The sequence below is a fragment of the Streptosporangium sp. NBC_01469 genome (assembly GCF_036227305.1).
In the GTDB taxonomy this organism is placed as follows: Bacteria; Actinomycetota; Actinomycetes; order Streptosporangiales; family Streptosporangiaceae; genus Streptosporangium.
This window is the reverse complement of record NZ_CP109465.1, coordinates 4757425-4775744: the sequence shown is the minus strand read 5'-3', so window position 1 is coordinate 4775744 and position 18320 is coordinate 4757425. Positions and strand designations below refer to the sequence as shown.

The 18320-nt window shown below is 72.0% G+C and carries 17 protein-coding genes; 3 read left to right on the top strand and 14 right to left on the bottom strand.

Going from position 1 to position 18320, the window contains the following annotated elements; genetic code table 11:
* Positions 1-19: 19 nt before the first annotated feature.
* The 6 genes from OG587_RS21315 to OG587_RS21290 form a co-directional block, all read right to left on the bottom strand.
* Positions 20-1405, bottom strand: a complete 1386-nt coding sequence (locus OG587_RS21315) for an 8-oxoguanine deaminase (protein ID WP_329092934.1) — start codon at positions 1403-1405, stop codon at positions 20-22.
* Positions 1406-1636: 231 nt separating this feature from the next.
* Positions 1637-2110 carry a (2Fe-2S)-binding protein gene (locus tag OG587_RS21310; RefSeq protein ID WP_329093940.1) on the bottom strand — a complete coding sequence of 158 codons (474 nt, stop codon included), beginning with the start codon at positions 2108-2110 and terminating at the stop codon, positions 1637-1639.
* On the bottom strand, positions 2110-2985 hold the full coding sequence (locus tag OG587_RS21305; protein ID WP_329092932.1) for an FAD binding domain-containing protein: 876 nt from the start codon (positions 2983-2985) through the stop codon (positions 2110-2112). Before OG587_RS21305 ends, OG587_RS21310 begins: the two co-directional genes overlap by 1 nt.
* Positions 2986-2990: 5 nt before the next feature.
* A complete protein-coding gene (pucL, locus tag OG587_RS21300; protein ID WP_329092930.1) occupies positions 2991-3893 on the bottom strand; it encodes a factor-independent urate hydroxylase in 903 nt (300 codons plus the stop codon).
* Position 3894: 1 nt separating this feature from the next.
* Positions 3895-4206 carry a hydroxyisourate hydrolase gene (gene uraH, locus OG587_RS21295; RefSeq protein ID WP_329092927.1) on the bottom strand — a complete coding sequence of 104 codons (312 nt, stop codon included), beginning with the start codon at positions 4204-4206 and terminating at the stop codon, positions 3895-3897.
* Between the two features lie 109 nt (positions 4207-4315).
* A complete protein-coding gene (locus OG587_RS21290) occupies positions 4316-4999 on the bottom strand; it encodes a 2-oxo-4-hydroxy-4-carboxy-5-ureidoimidazoline decarboxylase (RefSeq protein WP_329092925.1) in 684 nt (227 codons plus the stop codon).
* A gap of 377 nt (positions 5000-5376) precedes the next feature.
* On the opposite strand from OG587_RS21290, the gene OG587_RS21285 reads away from it, so the two are divergent.
* Positions 5377-6216, top strand: a complete 840-nt coding sequence (locus tag OG587_RS21285; protein WP_329092922.1) for a deoxyribonuclease IV — start codon at positions 5377-5379, stop codon at positions 6214-6216.
* A gap of 999 nt (positions 6217-7215) precedes the next feature.
* On the opposite strand, the gene OG587_RS21280 is transcribed toward OG587_RS21285, so the two are convergent.
* The 3 genes from OG587_RS21280 to OG587_RS21270 all read right to left on the bottom strand — a co-directional run bounded on the left by OG587_RS21280 (position 7216) and on the right by OG587_RS21270 (position 9964).
* Positions 7216-8004 (bottom strand): LytR/AlgR family response regulator transcription factor, encoded by a 789-nt coding sequence (locus OG587_RS21280; RefSeq protein WP_329092920.1) that lies wholly within the window; start codon positions 8002-8004, stop codon positions 7216-7218.
* A gap of 76 nt (positions 8005-8080) precedes the next feature.
* Positions 8081-9274, bottom strand: coding sequence for a histidine kinase (locus OG587_RS21275; RefSeq protein WP_329092919.1), 1194 nt, complete (start codon positions 9272-9274; stop codon positions 8081-8083).
* A gap of 48 nt (positions 9275-9322) precedes the next feature.
* Entirely contained in the window at positions 9323-9964 is a 642-nt protein-coding gene (locus OG587_RS21270; protein WP_329092916.1) for a molybdopterin-dependent oxidoreductase, read from the bottom strand.
* Between the two features lie 358 nt (positions 9965-10322).
* On the opposite strand from OG587_RS21270, the gene aroF reads away from it, so the two are divergent.
* On the top strand, positions 10323-11360 hold the full coding sequence (gene aroF / locus OG587_RS21265; RefSeq protein WP_329092915.1) for a 3-deoxy-7-phosphoheptulonate synthase: 1038 nt from the start codon (positions 10323-10325) through the stop codon (positions 11358-11360).
* A 39-nt stretch (positions 11361-11399) separates the two neighbouring features.
* Here aroF and thiI read toward each other — a convergent pair whose 3' ends face one another.
* The 3 genes from thiI to macS all read right to left on the bottom strand — a co-directional run bounded on the left by thiI (position 11400) and on the right by macS (position 14762).
* Positions 11400-12602, bottom strand: coding sequence for a tRNA uracil 4-sulfurtransferase ThiI (gene thiI / locus OG587_RS21260; RefSeq protein WP_329092914.1), 1203 nt, complete (start codon positions 12600-12602; stop codon positions 11400-11402).
* 136 nt (positions 12603-12738) lie between these two features.
* Positions 12739-13368, bottom strand: coding sequence for a response regulator transcription factor (locus tag OG587_RS21255; RefSeq protein WP_329093938.1), 630 nt, complete (start codon positions 13366-13368; stop codon positions 12739-12741).
* 284 nt (positions 13369-13652) lie between these two features.
* A complete protein-coding gene (gene macS / locus OG587_RS21250) occupies positions 13653-14762 on the bottom strand; it encodes a MacS family sensor histidine kinase (protein WP_329092912.1) in 1110 nt (369 codons plus the stop codon).
* Positions 14763-14839: 77 nt separating this feature from the next.
* On the opposite strand from macS, the gene OG587_RS21245 reads away from it, so the two are divergent.
* Positions 14840-15697, top strand: a complete 858-nt coding sequence (locus tag OG587_RS21245) for an MHYT domain-containing protein (RefSeq protein WP_329092911.1) — start codon at positions 14840-14842, stop codon at positions 15695-15697.
* Between the two features lie 177 nt (positions 15698-15874).
* Here the strand turns inward: OG587_RS21245 and OG587_RS21240 are convergent, their stop codons facing one another.
* Positions 15875-16900 carry a 6-phosphofructokinase gene (locus tag OG587_RS21240; protein WP_329092909.1) on the bottom strand — a complete coding sequence of 342 codons (1026 nt, stop codon included), beginning with the start codon at positions 16898-16900 and terminating at the stop codon, positions 15875-15877.
* Positions 16901-17168: 268 nt separating this feature from the next.
* Positions 17169-18206 carry a lactonase family protein gene (locus OG587_RS21235; protein WP_329092907.1) on the bottom strand — a complete coding sequence of 346 codons (1038 nt, stop codon included), beginning with the start codon at positions 18204-18206 and terminating at the stop codon, positions 17169-17171.
* Positions 18207-18320 lie beyond the last annotated feature (114 nt).

Genomic DNA, 18320 nt, shown 5'->3' with positions numbered 1-18320 from the left:
CCGTCGTCGCCGGGCCCGCCTATCCGCCGACCTCCTTGGCCGCCGTGAAGCCCTGCTCTTCGGCCAGGCGCATGAGCCGGCGGTGCGCCTCGCCTCCCGCGCGGCCGAGCTCGTCCTGGGCGACGGTACGCAGCTCGTCGTCCTCGACGACGGTCTCGCCGCCGACCAGCAGCCGGGCCAGCGGGGGCTGCCGGGTGCCGAACACCAGGGCGCAGACCGGGTCGGCGACCGCGGAGGCGAATGCCCCGGTGCGCCAGAGGGCGATGTCGGCGAGCTTCCCTGCCTCCAGGGAGCCGAGCTCCTCCTCTCGGCCCAGGTTCCTCGCCCCGCCGAGGGTGGCGATCTCCAGGGCCTGGCGGGCGGTGAGCGCGGTGGGCCCGTACCTGGCCCGCTGGAACAGCAGGGCCTGCCGCATCTCGCCGGAGAGCGAGGTCAGCTCGGCGGAGGCGCTGCCATCCACCCCCAGGCCGACGTTCGCGCCCCGGTGGAGCATCTCGGAGACGCGGGCGATCCCGGCGCCGAGGCGGCCGTTGGAGCTGGGGCAGTGCGCCGAACCCGTACCGGTCTGGGCGAAGACGTCGATGTCACCGTCGCTCAGGTGGACGGCGTGGGCGAACCACACGTCCGGGCCGAGCCAGCCGAGCTTCTCCATGTAGTCGACCGGGCGCTGCCCGACCTGCCGCAGGCAGTGCTCCTCCTCGTCGAGGGTCTCGGCGAGGTGGGTGTGCAGGCGCACCCCCTTGGACCTGGCCAGCGCGGCGGCCTCGGTCATCAGGTCGGCGCTGACCGAGAACGGCGAGCAGGGGGCGACCGCGACGCGGAGCATCGAGGAGAAGGACGGGTCGTGGTAGGTGTCGACGGCCTCGGCCGTCGCGTCGAGGATCTCGTCGAGCCGCTCGACCACGACGTCCGGCGGCAGGCCGCCCTGCGACCTCCCCCGGTCCATCGAGCCCCGGGCGGGGTGAAAGCGGAGGCCGACCTCCCGGGCCGCCTCGATCTCCGCGGCGAACAGGTCCCCGCGCCCCTTGGGAAAGATGTAGTGGTGGTCGCTGGAGGTGGTGCAGCCCGACAGGGCCAGATAGCCCAGCCCCGCGCCCGCCGCGCCCCTGACGACCTCGGCGTCCATCGCGGCCCACACCTGGTAGAGCGCCGTCAGCCACTCGAACAGGGTGGCGTCCTGGGCGAGCCCCTGGGAGGCCCACTGGTAGAGGTGGTGGTGGGTGTTGACCAGGCCGGGTGTGGCGAGGCAGCCGGTGCCGTCGATCCTGACCGCCCCCGGGACGTCCGGCGCGGGGCCCGCGCCCAGGGCCACGATCCTGTCGCCCTCGACGTGGATGTGCCCCGAGGGAATCTCCGGGCCCACCACCGGGGCGATGTGGACGTTCTCGATCAGGGTGGAACTCACGGGGCCCCGCCTTCCGCGTGGACGTTCTCGATCCGGGTGGGACTCACGAGGCCCCGCCTTCCGCGTGGACGTTCTCGATCCGGGTGGGACTCACGAGGCCCCGCCTTCCGCGTGGACGTTCTCGATCCGGGTGGGACTCACGAGGCCCCGCCTTCCGCGTGGACGTTCTCGATCCGGGTGGGACTCACGAGGCCCCGCCTTCCGCGTGGACGTTCTCGATCCGGGTGGAGCTCACGAGGCCGCCGCCTTCCGCGCCGCGGCGAGGCGTACGGCGTCGAGGATCTTCTCGTAGCCGGTGCACCGGCACAGGTTGCCCGCCAGGGCCTCGCGGATCTCCGCGTCGGACGGCCTCGCGACCCGTTCGATCAGGTCGTGGGCCTGGACGAGGAGGCCGGGGGTGCAGAAGCCGCACTGGACGGCGCCGCACTCGACGAAGGCCTCCTGGATCGGGTCGAGCCGGTCGCCGTCGGCGAGCCCCTCGACGGTGCGGACCTGGCGTCCCTCGGCCTGTCCGGCCGCGACCAGGCACGCGCAGACGGGGATCCCGTCGAGATAGACCGTGCAGGAGCCGCACTCGCCCTGCTCGCACGCGTTCTTGGAACCCGGCAGGCCGACCCGCTCGCGCAGGACGTACAGGAGGCTCTCTCCCTCCCAGACGTCGTCGGCGGTCTCCCTGCGGCCGTTGACGGTGAAGGTGACACGCATCATCCGGCCCTCCTCTCGAAGTGTCCGGAGCGGAACTCGTTCCACGCCCAGGTGAGGGTGCGCCGCGCCATCACCGCGATGGCGTGGCGCCGGTAGTCGGCGGTGCCGCGCACGTCGTCGATCGGCGAGGCGGCCCCGGCGGCCAGCTCCCCGAAACGCCCGAGCACCGCGGGGTCGAGCCGGGCCTCCCAGTCGAGCTCGGCGGCGAGGAACTCCTCGGCGGCGACGGCCCGGCGGGGGGTCGGGGCGGCCGAGCCGATGCCGGTGCCGACCCGGCGCTCGCCGGGGTGCAGCGCGATCGCGAACGAGCAGACCGCGATCACCATGGCGTTGCGGGTGCCGACCTTGGAGAAGTACTGCGGGCCGCTCGCGGGGCTCGTCCAGAACGCCCGGATCAGCTCGTCGGCCTCCAGCGCACTGCGCTTGACCCCGAGATAGAAATCGGCGGCCGGGATCATCCGCACGCCCCTGGCCGCGGACTCGACCTCCACGACCGCGTCCCCGGCCAGCAGCGGCGGGTGGCTGTCCCCGGCGGGCGAGGCCGCGCCGAGGTTGCCCCCCACGGTGCCCCGGTTGCGGATCTGCGGCGAGCCGACCGTGCGGGAGGCCTGCGCCAGGCCCGGCAGCCGGTCGCCCAGCTCGGCGATGAGCCGGGCGTACGTCACGCCCGCGCCGACCCTGAGCCTGCCGTCCGGCTCCTCGCTCCACGCCGCCAGCTCGGCGACCCGGTTCAGGTCGAGCAGCGCGGCGGGCCGCCGCACGTCGAAGTTGAGCTCGACCATCATGTCGGTGCCGCCCTGGATGGGTACCGCCTCCGGCCGGTCCGTCTTGGCGGCCAGAGCCTCCGCCCACGTGGCGGGTCGCAGGAAGTCCATGCTCGTCACTCCCAGGCGAAGCGGGCGTCGGGGGCGTCGTCGCGGAGCACACTGCCCTCGATCAGCCCGTAGGGACGGTCGGCGGCGTAGAACACCTCGTTGGGGTTGTCCAGCCCGAACGGGGTGAGATCGACCAGGAAGTGGTGCTTGTTCGGCATCGCCAGGCGCACCTCACAGACCTCCTCGCGGGCGTTCAGGACCCGCTCGCCCATCGCGTAGAGCGTCTGCTGCAGCGACAGGCTGTAGGTCTCGGCGAACGCCCCGAGCAGGTGGCGGCGCACCTCGTCGTACGACTCCCCGTACGCCGTCCCCTGCCCGGCCGCCCCCGGCAGGTGCCGCCAGCGGGCCGAGACGGCGGTGGCCAGGACGCGGTCCTTGGTGGGGGGCAGGGTGGTGTACTCGTCCTCGATGAAGCCGGAGAACTCCGAGTCGGTCGAGTTGAGCACCACCAGGTCCCTCAGCCCGGAGACCACGGTGGTGGTGCCGTCCCGGTCGTGGTGGACGGCGCAGGTGCGCACCTCCCTTCCCGAGCGGACGAAGGAGTGCCGCCCGCGCTCCCCCGCGGTCTCCTCGGACACCGGGATGCGGTCCCAGAAGTGTTCCTCGATCTCCACGCGGGCGTGGTGGACGGTGGGCTGCGACTCCACGTAGTGGCGGGCCAGCAGGATCGCGAATTCCTCGATCTCCGCCACGCCGTGCTTCCTGGCGAAGGCGTACACGGTGTTCTTCTGCGTGTCGGTCGGCAGGACCGCGGCGTTGTCGCCGGTGAGATGGACCGCCTCCATGTCACCGGACAGCGCCGAGCCGACGGTGACGTCCTTGACGTGGTGGACGCCGCCGTCCCTGACGACGCGGACCAGGCGGGTCTCCGCCTTGCCGTAGCGGTTGGGGCCGAGAACGACGGACATGCTAGCTCCCTCGATACGTCGAGTAGGCGAACGGGCTGAGCAGCAGGGGCACGTGGTGGTGCTCCCGCGGGTCCGCCACCGTGAAGTCGATCGAGACCCGGGGGTAGAAGGCGTCCACGGCGCGGGCGGCGAAGTAGCCGCCGGTGTCGAAGACCAGGCGGTGGTCACCCGCCCCGCAGGTCCATCCCGCGATCCGCCCGTCGGCGTCGGTGACGCCCTCGGCGAGCACCTCGCCGTCCCTTTCCAGGCGTACGGCGACCCCCGCCGCGGGCCTGCCCAGGGCGGCGTCCAGCACGTGGGTGGACAGGCTCACGCGGACCCCTCCCCGAGGAGTACGGGGTTCGTGACGGCTCCCGGAGGCGCGGGGCGGGCGGCTCCCATGGACGCGGGGCTCATGGGGCGGCTCCCATGGACGCGGGCGCTCATGCGGCGGCTCCCAGGAGTTTCGCCAGCCGCAGGCGGGTGATCTTCGCGAGTTCGGTCCTGACGACGTCCCGCTCGGTGTCCTCGTCGTTGCCGAGCCGCTCGGTGAGCCGGGCCAGCATCTCCCCGGCCGACAGGCCGGTGGCGCAGATCAGGTAGACGTGGCCGAACCGCCGCTCGTAGGCGCGGTTGCCCTCCGCCAGCCGGTCGAGGACCTCCCGCCCGGCCGTGTCGACCCCCGCCTGCTCCCCGCGCGACCAGGCCGCCTCCCTCTCCGAGTGCCTCTCCGGGTGTTCCAGGCGCCTTTCCGAATGGCCGGGCGACGCGAAACCCGCCACAGGTTCCGGGTGACCGGGGTGGCCGGACGGCGCGGAACCCGCCACCGGACCGTCCTCGCGGGACGGCTCCGCGGCGGGTGGCCGCTCCGCCGCGCGAGGCGGCTCGCCGATCCGGGGATGAGCGGCCAGCGCCTCGCTGACGCCGGACCAGTCCAGTCCCCGTACGGCGGTCTCCGCCACCTCGGCCAGCCGGTCGAGGTCGCGGTAGGGGCGCGACGCGGCCACCTCCCGGGCGAAGGCCCGGGAGGCGCAGCAGGCCAGCAGCCCGGCCTCGGCCTCCTCGGCGCCCAGCGCGTTGAACGCGGCCAGCCCCGGGACCGGCGGCGCGGAGTTCACGTTAGGCATGTGAGCAGTACACACACCGCCGGCGTGTGCGGTCCAGCGCCACGAACCGCAAACTGAGCCATGATTTGCCCCAGATTTTCGTAACATGCTCCAAACTCGCTGATCTTCGTCGCCCACCCGCCTCCCTGACGTGCGACCGGAGGCCCCGTGGAGACGCGGGATCCGGCCCGTCACCGGTCATCGGCCTCGAAGAAACGGGCCGGGCGGCCCGCCGGACCACCGTCGGGTCGTCGCGGGCGGCCCGTCCGGTCCCGTACGCCACTCGGCCCCGCGAGCCGCCCACCCCGTCCGCAGGCGTCGGGCGATGGTGGTTGATAAGGAACATCGATCGCCGGGGACAGGGCGGCCCCCCGGGCAGCGCCTAAAATGGTGGCACTATGACTTCACTCTCTCCGATCGGCGGGCACGTCTCCGTCACCGGCGGTCTCGCCAAGGGCGGGCTGCGGTATGCCGCGGACATCGGTGCCGAGATGATCCAGGTGTTCGTCACCAACCCCCGCGGCTGGGCGCTCGCCGCGGGCGACCCCGTCCAGGACACCGCGCTGCTCGAATCGGGCGTGCTCTCCTTCGTGCACGCCTCCTACCTCGTCAACATGGGTTCCCCCAGCCCCGAGACGCTGGAGAAGTCGGTGGCCACCGTGCGGCACAACCTGCTGCGCGGCCACGCGATCGGCGCGAAGGGAGTGGTCATCCACACGGGGTCGGCGGTGAGCCAGCCCCGTGACGCCGCCCTGCGCCAGCTGCACGAGCATCTCCTGCCGCTCCTGGAGGAGATCCCCGACGACGGGCCCGACCTGCTGCTGGAGTCGATGGCCGGGCAGGGCGGGGTGCTCTGCGCGACCGTCCAGGACCTGGAGCCCTACCTGGAGGCCCTCGACTGGCACCCGAAGGCGGGCGTCTGCTTCGACACCTGCCACGTCTTCTCCGCCGGGCACGACCTGTCGACCTCCGAGGGCGTCAAGGAGACCCTGGACGCCCTGCACGCGATCGCCCCGGGGCGGCTCAAGCTGGTCCACGCCAACGATTCCAAGGACCCGTGCGCCTCCAGGAGGGACCGGCACGAGAACATCGGCTCCGGCCACATCGGCGCCGCCCCCTTCGCCGAGATGATGCGCCACCCCGCGGTGGCGGGGGTGCCGTTCTGCATCGAGACGCCCGGCGGTGCCGAGAAGCACCGCGAGGACATCGACGTGCTCAAGAAGCTCCGCGACACCTGACGCGACGACCGGTCGCCCCCGGTGTTCACCGGCCGACAGGGCCGTGTCACCGGGATCCGCGAGATCGGACGGGACGCCCGTCCTCGTGATCCGACCGCCCCCGTGTGGCCGGATCACGGTCCGGCCCGTCGGCTAGCGCGGGCGTCCCGTCATATCGGAGATCGGCGGCCCCTCCCCTTCCGGCCAAGGACCCGGCGGCCGAGTGGCCGGATGTCGCCGGCTCTCGACGGTCACCCGGTGTCCGCGCGTCAGGCCTTGTGCGAGCCTTCCGGCTCTGTCCCCCCTGACGCGGCGGGTCTCGCTCTCCGATGAGGGAACACTAGAGGCGCGTCCAGACGCGTGAGCGGCGCTTTCCCTCCAGCGCGATTAACGGTTCGTAGTTGTCGATGTGCGGAGAGTGCCGATACGACGAACGGCCGCCGGCGGACGACGAACGGTCGATCGGAGGCTCATGGGGCCTCTGTGACCACCGGTGCGGGAAACACCGGCGGGGCGCACGAAGGGCGTGCCGGCGAACGAGATCCAGGGCCGGAGGTCCCGCGACGGCAGGTGGGCGTCCCGGACGCGGGTCGCCACCCGGGCCACGGCCGGGGCGGCGACCGGGGAATCCGGCGGCGAGGGGCGGGCGTGCCGGGGTCCACAAGGGCGTGAATCGCCGCACGGGGGCGTAAGGGCGCGAGACGGGGCCCGGAGGACCCGTGGACGGCGAGAGGTCTCGTACGGCGGTCGTGCGGCCCCGAGGAGGCGAAGGACCCGTCCGGGACCGCGTGCGGCGCCGCCGCGCACGGGTCCGGCAAGCTCACCCCATGAGCCGCACGAGCCGCACGAGCTGCACGAGCCCCATGAGCTGCACGAGCCCCATGAGCCCCATGAGCCCCAGAGGACAGAAAGCGGAGAACGGGCGGGACACGACCCGCGCCGCCCGCGACGGTGGGCGTCCTCGATCCGCGAAGAAGACGAAGAGGACGGCGGCGGGATCCGCGAAGGAGACGGCGGCGGCTACCGCAGGGCGGCGGACGGCAGCGGCCTGGCCCGGACCACGCCGGGAACGGCCGGGCGGTCACGGAACTGGCGGATGAGCCGCTCGCGGACCTGGCGGGTGTGGCGGCGGCTGACCGGGAGCGTCTCGGTGCCCACCCTGAGCATCACCCGGCCGCCGTCGAAACGCAGCTCGCTCACGTGCCGCACCGAGACCAGCGTGCTGCGATGCACCCTGATGAACCCCGAGCCGGCCCAGCGCCGCTCCAGGGCGGCGAGCGGCATGCGGACCAGGTAGCTGCCCTCGTCGGTGTGCAGCCGGACGTAGTCGCCCTGCGCCTCGGCGAACCAGACGGCCTGCTGGGGCACGAACCTCGTCCGCCCGGCGAGCTCGACCGGGATGACGTCCTCGGGCACGGGGTCGGCCGCCGCCGGAGTCATGGACTCCAGGCGCCGCACCGCCTCGGCCAGCCGGTCGGCCCTGATCGGCTTGAGCAGGTAGTCGACCGCCTCCAGTTCGAAGGCCTGCACCGCGCACTCCTCGTGGGCGGTGACGAAGACCAGCCGGGGCGGGTTGGGAAAGCCCGCGATGAGCCTGGCCAGGTCGAGGCCGTCGAGGCCGGGCATCCGGATGTCGAGGAAGACCCCGTCCAGCCGCTCGCCCGTGCCGATCATCTGGACCATGTCCTGGAGCGCGGTGACGCCGCCCACCGCGGTGGAGACGTGCTCGATACGGGGGTCCTGGCGGAGGAGATAGGCGATCTCCTCAAGAGCGGGGACCTCGTCGTCAACGGCCAGGACTCGCAACATGACCCTACGCTGCCCCCTGAACCACATCCGCCGCAAGCCTCATGACAACTTCAGGTAATGCTTTGACTACAAATAGCTACCGACGGGGGAGCTTGGGGATGCGGAGCCTCACCGTGGTGCCCGCGTTCGGGGCACTCTCCACGACCAGGCCGTAGTCCTCGCCGTAGATCTGGCGGAACCGCACGTCGACTCCGGCCAGCCCGATCCCGCCCTCCTCGCCCCCGCAGGAGTCCCCCCGCGGGGAGCCACCGTCCAGGAGCATCCTGGTCCGCTCGGGCGGCATGCCCAGGCCGTCGTCCTCCACGCTGATGTGGGCCTCGGGCCCGGCGTCGCTGACCACCACCCGGACCTCGCCGCGACGTCCCGCCGCGGCCACGCCGTGCTTGACGGCGTTCTCCACCAGGGGTTGCAGGCAGAGGAAGGGGACGGAGAGCGACAGCACCTCCGGGGCGACCCTGAGGGTGACGTGGAGCCGGTCGCCGAACCTGGCACGTTCCAGGAGCAGGTAGCGGTCCACGCAGTGCAGTTCCTCGGCGAGGGTGGCGAAGTCGCGGACCCGGCGCAGCGCGTACCGGTTGAAGTCGGCGAACTCGACCAGCAGTTCCCGCGCCCGGTCGGGGTCGGTGCGGACGAACGAGGCGATGGTGGTCAGCGCGTTGTAGACGAAGTGGGGGGACATCTGGGCGCGCAGCACCCGCATCTCGGCCTCCATCGTCCGCCGCCGCGAGGAGTCGACCTCGGCCAGCTCCAGCTGCCCCGAGACCCACCGGGCGACCTCGATGACGGTCCGCGCCAGTGCCGCGCTCACCACGGTGTCGTACGCGGCGAGCGCGCCGACCACCCGCCCGTCGACGGTGAGCGGCACGACGACGCCGCCCCGGATGTCGCAGCCCGGCGTGTCGCAGGTCAGGTCGTCTCCGGCCACCACGCGCGGGCGGGCCGAGGCGAGGACGGTACGGGCGTGCTCGGGCACGTGGTCGCGGTGGCAGCCGGCCGCGCCGTCCCAGGCGAGCAGGCCGCCGGTGTCGGTGACCGCGATGGCGCTGGTGCCCAGCAGGGCGCGCAGGTGGCGGACCGCCTTGCGGGCGGACTCGCGGGTGAGCCCGGCCCGCAGCGAGGGGGCCGCCATCGCCACGATGTGCAGGGCGAGGAAGGTGGCCTCGTCCGTCGGGCCGCCCGAACGGTCCGGGTGCTCCCGGCGCGGGCGGGGGAGGAAGAATCCGAGGAGGGTGCTGAAGGCGCAGAGCAGCACCCAGCCGGTGGTCGACATGCGGGAAACGGTAGTCAACCCACCCCTCTGATCAGGGGCGAACGCCGATCACGGCGGGCCTTCGCCCGCTTCCTCCTGATAGGAGTAGCGCTGCTCACGCCAGGGGTCGGCGATGTTGTGGTAGCCGCGCTCCTCCCAGAAGCCGCGTTTGTCCTCCAGCAGGTACTCCACGGCGCGGACCCACTTGACGCTCTTCCAGGCGTACAGGTGCGGGACGATCATCCGCACCGGGAAGCCACGCTCCGGGGAGATGGGCTTCTCGTCGAACTCCATCGCGAACATCGTCTGGGAGCGGATGAAGTCGCCTATGCGGATGTTGGCGCTGTAGCCGTACTCGCCCCAGATCATCACGTGCCTCACGCCGGGCGCGGGCGGGGCGATCTCCATCAGCGTCGCCGTGGACACCCCGTTCCACTCGTTGCCCATGATCGAGAACTTGGTGACGCAGTGGAAGTCGGCCACGATCGTGGTGCGCGGCAGCTCGGAGAACTGGGGCCAGGTGAAGCGGTGCTGCTCGCCCGAGGCGGTCGCCCCCATGACGTGCAGTTGCCAGGTCGCGGGGCGGAACGTGGGCACCCGGCCGTAGTGGATGACCGGCCTGCCCCGGGGGACGTACTGGCCCGGGGGCAGGCGGGACTCCTCCGAAGGTTCGGGCTGCTCCACCATCACTCCCCTCGCCGTTTCCCCCATGGCACGGGGTAATCCTGCCATCGCGGGTTTCCCGGCATCTCGGTGGCCACCGCATAGCCCTCTTCCCCGGCCTGGCCCCGGGTCGCCGGAAAGGCGCGTTCCCTCCGTGCGCTATCATTTGCCGCTATGCGCACCGCGTTCTGGTTTTGGTATGGCGACGGACCCTCAGGTCGGACCGTTCGCCCCCAGATGCTGCGCTGACAGCCTGGCGAACAGAAGGCCCCGGGTCCGGTTTTCGGACTCGGGGCCTTCTGCTTTTTCCGGCCTTCGTCGAGAACGTCGCAACCACAGGAACCACAGGAACCACCGGGCCCGCCGGGACGGGCGGGCGCCGGCGGAGTGATCGAGAGGGAGAGAAATGGTCATCGTCATGGGTCCCGGCGCCACGCGGGAGGACGTCGAGGCGATCGTGGAGATCATCGGCGCGGCGGGCGGCGAGGCGTTCGTCAGCCGGGGCGTGAGCCGCACGATCATCGGCCTGGTCGGCGACATCGCCCAGCTGGCCACCCTCGACCTGCGGGGGATGCCGGGGGTGGCCGACGTGATGCGGGTGAGCGCGCCGTACAAGCTGGTGAGCCGCGACAACCACCCCGAACGGTCCGTCGTCCGCGTCGGCGGCGTGCCGATCGGGCCGGGCACGGTCACCCTGATCGCCGGGCCGTGCGCGGTGGAGACCCCGCGGCAGACCCTGGAGGCCGCCCTGATGGCCAAGGCGGCCGGGGCCACCCTGCTGCGCGGCGGCGCCTACAAGCCCCGCACCTCCCCGTACGCCTTCCAGGGGCTCGGCGAGGCGGGCCTGCGCATCCTCGCCGACGTGCGCGAGCAGACCGGGCTCCCGATCGTCACCGAGGTCGTCGACGCCGACGACGTGGAACTGGTGGCCTCCTACGCCGACATGCTCCAGGTCGGCACCCGCAACGCGCAGAACTTCGCGCTGCTGCAGGCCGTCGGCGCGGCGGGCAAGCCGGTGATGCTCAAGCGCGGGATGAGCGCCACCATCGAGGAGTGGCTGATGGCCGCCGAGTACGTCGCCCAGCGCGGCAACCTCGACATCGTGCTGTGCGAGCGCGGCATCCGCACCTTCGAGACCGCCACCCGCAACACCCTGGACGTCTCGGCGGTGCCGCTCGCCCAGCGGCTGTCGCACCTGCCGGTGATCGTCGACCCGTCCCACTCCGGCGGGCACCGCGACCTGGTCCTGCCGCTCACCCGCGCGGCCATCGCGGCCGGCGCCGACGGCGTGATCATCGATGTCCACCCGCACCCCGAGCAGGCCCTCTGCGACGGCCCCCAGGCGCTGGTCGACGGCGACCTGGACGAGCTCGCCCAGGTGATGGAGCACCTTCCGCCGCTGCTGGGCAAGGTCGCCGCCGGTGACCTCCTGTCCCCCGCCTGACTCCTCCCCCATCCCCCCGGGAACGCCGGGGGGATGGGTTCAGGCGTCGAGCTTGTACTCCTGCAGGGACCCGGCCAGCTGGACGGCGAGCTCCTCGGCGTCGAGGCGGCGCTCGATCTTCTTCAGGTCGACGATCTTCGCGGCGGTCTCGGCCCGGCGGGGGGCCAGGAGTGTGCAGCAGTCCTCGTCCGGCAGCTCGGAGATCGCCAGGGTGCCGATGCGGCGGGCCTCGGCCATGATCTCGGTCTTGTCGAGGCCGATGAGGGGACGCAGGATCGGCATGTCGACGGCGTCGTCCTGGGCGGTGATGTTCTGCAGGGTCTGCGAGGAGACCTGTCCCAGGGAGTCGCCGGTGACCAGTGCCCCGGCGCGCAGGCGGCGGGCGACCTCCTCACCGGTCTTCAGCATCAGGCGCCGCTGGGTGATGATCGCCAGGCGGTCCTGCCCCGAGGCCTTGATCGACTGCTGGGCCTTGCCGAAGGGGACGACCCACAGCCTAGACCCGCCCTGGAACTTGTCGAGGGCCCTGACCAGCGCGTACGCCTTGTAGATGGACTCGGAGGTGGTGAAGGGGATGCCGGAGAAGTGCAGGAAGTCGACCCGCAGGCCGCGGCGCATCATCCGGTAGGCGGCCACCGGGGAGTCGATGCCGCCGGACATCAGCACCAGGCCCCTGCCGCTGGTGCCGACCGGCAGCCCGCCCTGGCCCGGCTGCCCGCCGGTGAAGACGAACGCCTCGTCGCGGTCGACCTCGATGGAGACGACCAGCTCGGGCCGCTTCAGGTCGACCGGCAGGCCGTAGATGTCGTTGAGCTCGCCGCCGACCGAGCGGTCCAGCTCCATCGAGGTGAGCGGGAAACGCTTGTCGCGGCGGCGGGAGCGGACCGCGAAGGAGACACCGCGCCTGACGTCGTCGCGGTCGGCCAGCAGCTCGATGGCGGCCTTGGTGATCGCCGAGGGGTCCTTCTCCACCCGCCAGGCGCGGTGGACCCAGACCAGGCCGGGGACGTACGAGACACGCTCGGCGACCGCGTCGGCGATCTCGGCGCCGCTGCCGTCCGGCAGGAAGAGCGCGATGACACCGTGGCGCTGCCGTACGTCAACCTTGACGCCGACGTCCTTCAGGGCGGCCTTGATGTTGGCCTGCAACCTGCGCTCGAAGAGCTCGCGGTTGTTGCCCTTGAGGACGACCTCGCCCAGTTTGAGCAGAACGCAGGGCTCGCCCAAGGCGGACATGGTCATGGTGCGACCTCCGGTGGAACTTCGAGGGGAACGGGGAGTCAGGAGGACGCCGGGGAACCGGCGCCGGGGAGTCACAGTCAAGTCTCTCGCGTGCTCACGCAAAGACAACATCTCGACCTTGTCACTTTAGTCGCGCCTACGACCCGTCGAGGCCCTGCTCGATCGCGTAGCGGACCAGTTCCACCCGATTGTGGAGCTGAAGCTTGTTCAGCGTGTTCTGGACGTGGTTCTGCACCGTCCGGTGGGAGAGCACGAGACGCTCGGCGATCTGCTTGTACGACAGGCCCTTGGCGACCAGGCGGAGCACCTCGGTCTCCCGCTCGGTCAGGCGGGGCGTCGCCTCGGGCGCGGGCCTGGCGGCCAGCCTGCGGTACTCCCCCAGGACGAGTCCCGCCAGGCCGGGGGTGAACACCGCGTCGCCCCCGGCGGTGCGCCTGACCGCGTCGAGGAACTCCTCCTTGCTCGCGGATTTCAGGAGATATCCGGATGCGCCCGCTTTGATGGCCTCCAGTACGTCCTCCTGCTCACCGCTGGCCGACAGCACCAGCACCCGGGGCGGCGGCTCCGAAGCGGCCAGTCTCCTGGCCACCTCGACCCCCGGCAGGTCCGGCAGTTGCAGGTCGAGCACGACCAGCTCGGGCCGGACCGCCGCGGCCACCCGGACCGCCTGCCGCCCCTCCCCGACCGTGGCCACGACCTCGTATCCGGCCTCGGCCAGATCCCTGGCCACCCCGTCCCTCCACATCGGGTGGTCGTCCACCACCATCACGCGCATTGGCCCACCTTAGAACTGTTCCCTCCCGCCCGGTCAGCCTCCTTCACGCCACGTCCCCGCCCCCGGCACCCCTCGCCTCTCATGCACGGCCCTTCTCCCCCGGCGCCCCTCGCCTTCCGCACACACGGCGTCCCGACCTCCCGGCGCCTCCCGCCCCCGCCCCCGGTACGCGGCGCCCGCCCCGCCCGCCGTGCGGGCGGGAAGTGACACGGCGACCCCGGCGGTCTCCGCGGTCTCCGCGACCTCCGCGACCTCCGCGACCTCCGCGACACGGCCTAACCGGCCGGCACCGACATCTCGATCTCGGTGCCCCGGCCGGGGCCCGAGATCACGGTGACCGTGCCGCCGAGGTCGGCGATGCGGCCCCGGATGGACTGCGCGACGCCGAGCCGCCCGTCCGCGGCGGCCTCCTCCAGGCGTCCGGGCGCGATGCCCGGCCCCTCGTCCCTGACGGTCACGGTGACCAGCCCGCCGTCGCCCTCGGCGAAGACCCAGGCGGGCGCCCGCGCCCCGCAGTGGCGGGCGACGTTGTCCAGGGCGGCCCCGACCGCGGCGGCCATCTCGGCCGCGGTGGCCGCGGGCAGGGTCAGCGGGGTCGCCGGGGCGGAGACGGTGACCGTGGCCGAGCCGTACCTGTGCAGCAGGGCGCACAGGTCGGCGGTGCCGAGGGCGGACGTCTCCGGCCTGAACCTGACCAGCTCGCGCAGGGCTGCCTCCTGCTCACCCGCGAGCCTGCCCAGCTCGGCCGCCTCACCGCCGATCTCCTGCCCGCGCCGCTGGACCAGCGCGAGCACCTGGAGCACCGAGTCGTGGATCCCCCGGGCGAGCCGCTCCCGCTCCCGCCCGGCCGCCTCCAGCTCGATCGCCTGCTGCATGCGCTCCTCGGCCTGCTTGGCCAGCCGGGCCACGTGCCCGACGACCACCCCGGCGAGGAAGAACAGGACGGTGCCGTTGATCGGCAGCATCTCGAAGCCACCCCCGGGGACGCCGCGCAGCCACAGATCGGCGAGCGAGACGATCAGCGCGGCCACGGCCCCCAGCCGCCGCCCGCCGTACACCGCCCAGGCGAGCACCGCCCCGCCCATCCAGGTGCCGGTGATCGGCAGGCTGCCCTGCTGGTAGACGCCCTGCACGGCCGGGGTGGCGAGCAGGCAGCCCACGGTCACGAGCATGTCGGCGGCGAGCAGCGGCCGGCCGCGGAACTCCTCGACGGAGTAGGCGAAGATCGTCGCCACGGTCCACAGCGCCATGACGCCGATCACCAGCCAGCCGGTCGCCGGATGGGCGTACCCCCCGGCGCGGATGAGCAGGACCGCCGCGTACGCGAGGGACGCGACCCGGAAAACCGCGACCGCCCGCCAGAACGAACCCTCGATTCCCGTCACCTGCCGCCCACGCCTTTCCCCGAAAAGGCCACGAGCTGCAATAATTCACCGATTTCCCTATCGCGAGAAACTGGAACATGTCCCACGTAGATCACTTCTCCTACGGCCTGCTCACGCCCGTACTGGCCTACGCCATGTCGAGCGTCGGGTGCGTGCTCGGCCTGCTGCTCACCGCCAAGGCCCGCGCGACGGGGGGTGTGGCACGCGCCCGCTGGCTGGCGGGCGGGGCGCTGTCCATCGGCGGCACCGGCGTCTGGGTCATGCACTTCGTCGCCATGATGGGCTTCGCCGTCGGCGGTGGCCAGATCCGCTACGACGTGCCGCTCACGGTCGGCTCGGCGGTCCTGGCGGTCGTCGTCGTGGGCGCGGGCCTGTTCCTGGTCTCCCAGCGGGGGGAGAGACCACTCTCCCTCCTGTCCGGCGGCGTGCTCACCGGCCTCGGCGTGGCGGGCATGCACTACGTCGGCATGTTCGCGATGAACATGTCTGCGCGGGTCTCCTACGACCTGTCGCTGGTCGGGGTCTCGGTGCTGATCGCGATCGCCGCCTCCACGGTGGCGCTCTGGTTCACCCTGCGGGTCAGCGGCGCGCTCGCCACCGGCGGCGCCGCGCTGATCATGGCCCTGGCGGTCTGCGGCATGCACTACACCGGCATGTTCGCGCTCGAGGTACGGCCCCTGATCTCGCCGACGCCGGTCGAGGGGGCCAGGGGCGTCGACTTCATGCTGCCCACGCTGGCCCTGGTGGGCCTGCTCACCCTCGGCCTGCTGCTGGCCGTCATCCTGTCGCCGTCACAGCGGGAACTGGAGAACGACGCCGCCCTGCTGGCCAGGCTGGAGAGCCGTCGCGACGAGGACCGGCTCCGGGAACCGGTCGTCCCGCCGCCCGCTCCCGCGCCGAGGGGTCCTTCACTGTTCGACTCCCGAGAGCGATGATGTACGGCTTGCGCCCCCGCTGGTGCCTGATCAAGGCGCAAGCCGTACATGGAGGGGAATCGCGGGCGACCGCCCTGCCGGGAGGTTAGGGGAGGCCGCTTGCAGAACACTTACAGGCGTGCCCGGAGGACACCTACCGGCCCCGGAGACACCCCGGCCAAGCCTCGGGGGCGGGTCTCAGCCGAAGAAGACCTCGGCCTCCTCGTAGCGGCTGACCGGCACGGTCTTCAGCTCCTTGGTGGCCTCGTCGAGGCCGACCCGGACGATGTCGGTGCCCTGGAGGGCGACCATCTTGCCGAAGTCGCCGTCCTGCACCGCGTCGATGGCCTGCAGGCCGAACCGGGTGGCCAGCACCCGGTCGAAGGCCGTGGGGGTGCCGCCGCGCTGGATGTGGCCGAGCACGGTGGTGCGGGCCTCCTTGCCGGTGCGCTTCTCGATCTCCTTGGCGAGGTTCTCGCCGATGCCGCCGAGCCGCACGTGGCCGAAGGCGTCGAGCTCGCCCGCCTGCAGGGCCATCTGGCCCTCGACCGGGTGCGCGCCCTCGGCCACGACGATGATCGGGGCGTACTTCGTCTTGAAGCGGGACTCGACGTAGGCGCACACCTTGTCGATGTCGAAGGGCTTCTCCGGGATGAGGATGACGTTGGCGCCGCCCGCCATTCCGGCGTGCAGGGCGATCCAGCCCGCGTGGCGGCCCATGACCTCGCAGATCAGCGCGCGGTGGTGGGACTCGGCCGTGGTGTGCAGCCGGTCGATCGCCTCGACGGCGATGTTGACGGCCGTGTCGAAGCCGAAGGTGTAGTCGGTCGCGTTGAGGTCGTTGTCGATCGTCTTGGGCACGCCGACGACCTTCACGCCCTTGTCGAAGAGCTGCTTGGCCACACCGAGGGTGTCCTCGCCGCCGATCGCGATCAGCGCGTCGACCCCGCCCTTCGCGAGGTTTTCCTTGATCTTCTCAACGCCGCCGTCGATCTTGATCGGGTTGGTCCGCGACGAGCCCAGGATCGTTCCGCCGCGCGGCAGGATTCCGCGTACGGCCTCGATGTCAAGCGGCATGGTGTCGCCTTCAAGGGGACCCCGCCAGCCGTCGCGGAATCCGACGAACTCATGTCCGTGAACGCCCACTCCCTTGCGTACAACGGCGCGGATAACGGCGTTCAGGCCGGGGCAGTCGCCGCCCCCGGTGAGCACTCCGATACGCATGGCATCCTCCGGTAGTGAGTTCGGTGCAAGATGGCCAGACTAAGTGGCACGGTCGGTCCGGCGACGGATTTTCGCCACCGACGAAACGCATTCTGCCCGCAGATGCGGCCAATGGTCTAGACCAAGTGGAGTAGTCCTCACATGTCGTTTTCCGCGATCGACGGGAGAGCGACCCGGTGGCCCGGGGACGGGCTCCGCTCCCCGGGCCCGGCCGGGCGCGCACGTCGACGGCAGGTCGAAGGCCTCGGAAAAGCCTCCTGAGAGCACACTACGGCAGGGGCAGCACGCAGGAGGGGGTGCCGACGGCGAAGACCTCCTCCGCGGGCTGCGGGACGCCTCCCTTGAGCGGGAGTACGGCGACACCGTCCGAGCGCTGGTTGGCCACATACATGTGACCGTCGGCAGCGGCGAAGTGCCTCGGCCAGACGCCGCCGCAGGGGACCTCTGCCACCGGCTCCAGTCCGGGGCCCGCGAAGACCGAGATCGTGTCGGGCCCCCGGTTGGCGACGTAGACGAGGCCGCCGGAGACCTCCAGGTGCGAGGGCTGGTTGCGCCCCTCGCTCCCGCTCGCCGGGACGACGGCGATCTCGCGCCACCCGCCGTCGGGAGCACCGGAGGCGCCGGAGCCGTCGGGGACGTCAGGGGAACCGGAAAAACCAGAGGAACCAGAGGGACCGGAGCCGCCGGAGACCTCGTAGACGCGCACGGTGCCGTCCAGTTCCCCCGCCACGTACCAGTGACCGCCCGACCAGGCCATGTGCCGGGGGCCCATGCCGGACGCGAGCCGCACCGGCCCCGCGGGGTGCGGGACCACCTCGTCCCCGACCAGGTAACGGCGGACCTCGTCGCAGCCCAGGTCGCTCACGTACAGCACCCCGTCGGGGCCGAAGACCGCCTGGTGGGCGTGGGCGCCCTCGCGGTAGGGGAAGATCCACACGTCGGTCAGAAGGCCGGATCCGTCGATGCCGTGCACGCTGACCGTGCCGTCGCCGTAGTTGGTCACCGCGAGGCGCGTGCCGGTGGGGTCCACCGCCAGGTGGCAGGGGGCCGACCCCTCGCTGGGCCGCTGCGCGAGGGGGCTCAGCGTGCCGTCCCCGGCGCGGGCGAAGACGCCGATCGTGCCGCGCTCGCTCTCCCCCACCGCGTACAGGATCGGGAGGGTGGGATGGACGGCGAGGAAGGAGGGGCCGGAGGCCGCCGTCTCCCCGAGCCGCGCGAGGCTCCCCAGCTCGACCAGGGTGATCCCCGGCCCGGACCCGTCGGTGTCCGGGGTGTATCCACCGATGTACGCGACCTCAGCCATCATGCTCCCGCCGTGGGCGCGGCCCGCGCCGCCCCCAGCTCATCATCCGTTCTCAGCCAAAGTGCGAAGCTAGCGCAGCCGACCGCCGATCTCACAGGGGCCCACGCCGATCGATTC

Coding starts and splice junctions, on each gene's coding strand:
- OG587_RS21310 (WP_329093940.1), bottom strand. CDS start 2,110: ATGCGTGTCACCTTCACCGTCAACGGCCGCAGGGAGACCGCCGACGAC.
- OG587_RS21305 (WP_329092932.1), bottom strand. CDS start 2,985: ATGGACTTCCTGCGACCCGCCACGTGGGCGGAGGCTCTGGCCGCCAAG.
- pucL (WP_329092930.1), bottom strand. CDS start 3,893: ATGTCCGTCGTTCTCGGCCCCAACCGCTACGGCAAGGCGGAGACCCGC.
- OG587_RS21290 (WP_329092925.1), bottom strand. CDS start 4,999: ATGCCTAACGTGAACTCCGCGCCGCCGGTCCCGGGGCTGGCCGCGTTC.
- OG587_RS21285 (WP_329092922.1), top strand. CDS start 5,377: ATGACTTCACTCTCTCCGATCGGCGGGCACGTCTCCGTCACCGGCGGT.
- OG587_RS21280 (WP_329092920.1), bottom strand. CDS start 8,004: ATGTTGCGAGTCCTGGCCGTTGACGACGAGGTCCCCGCTCTTGAGGAG.
- OG587_RS21275 (WP_329092919.1), bottom strand. CDS start 9,274: ATGTCGACCACCGGCTGGGTGCTGCTCTGCGCCTTCAGCACCCTCCTC.
- OG587_RS21270 (WP_329092916.1), bottom strand. CDS start 9,964: ATGGGGGAAACGGCGAGGGGAGTGATGGTGGAGCAGCCCGAACCTTCG.
- aroF (WP_329092915.1), top strand. CDS start 10,323: ATGGTCATCGTCATGGGTCCCGGCGCCACGCGGGAGGACGTCGAGGCG.
- thiI (WP_329092914.1), bottom strand. CDS start 12,602: ATGACCATGTCCGCCTTGGGCGAGCCCTGCGTTCTGCTCAAACTGGGC.
- OG587_RS21255 (WP_329093938.1), bottom strand. CDS start 13,368: ATGGTGGTGGACGACCACCCGATGTGGAGGGACGGGGTGGCCAGGGAT.
- OG587_RS21245 (WP_329092911.1), top strand. CDS start 14,840: ATGTCCCACGTAGATCACTTCTCCTACGGCCTGCTCACGCCCGTACTG.
- OG587_RS21240 (WP_329092909.1), bottom strand. CDS start 16,900: ATGCGTATCGGAGTGCTCACCGGGGGCGGCGACTGCCCCGGCCTGAAC.
- OG587_RS21235 (WP_329092907.1), bottom strand. CDS start 18,206: ATGATGGCTGAGGTCGCGTACATCGGTGGATACACCCCGGACACCGAC.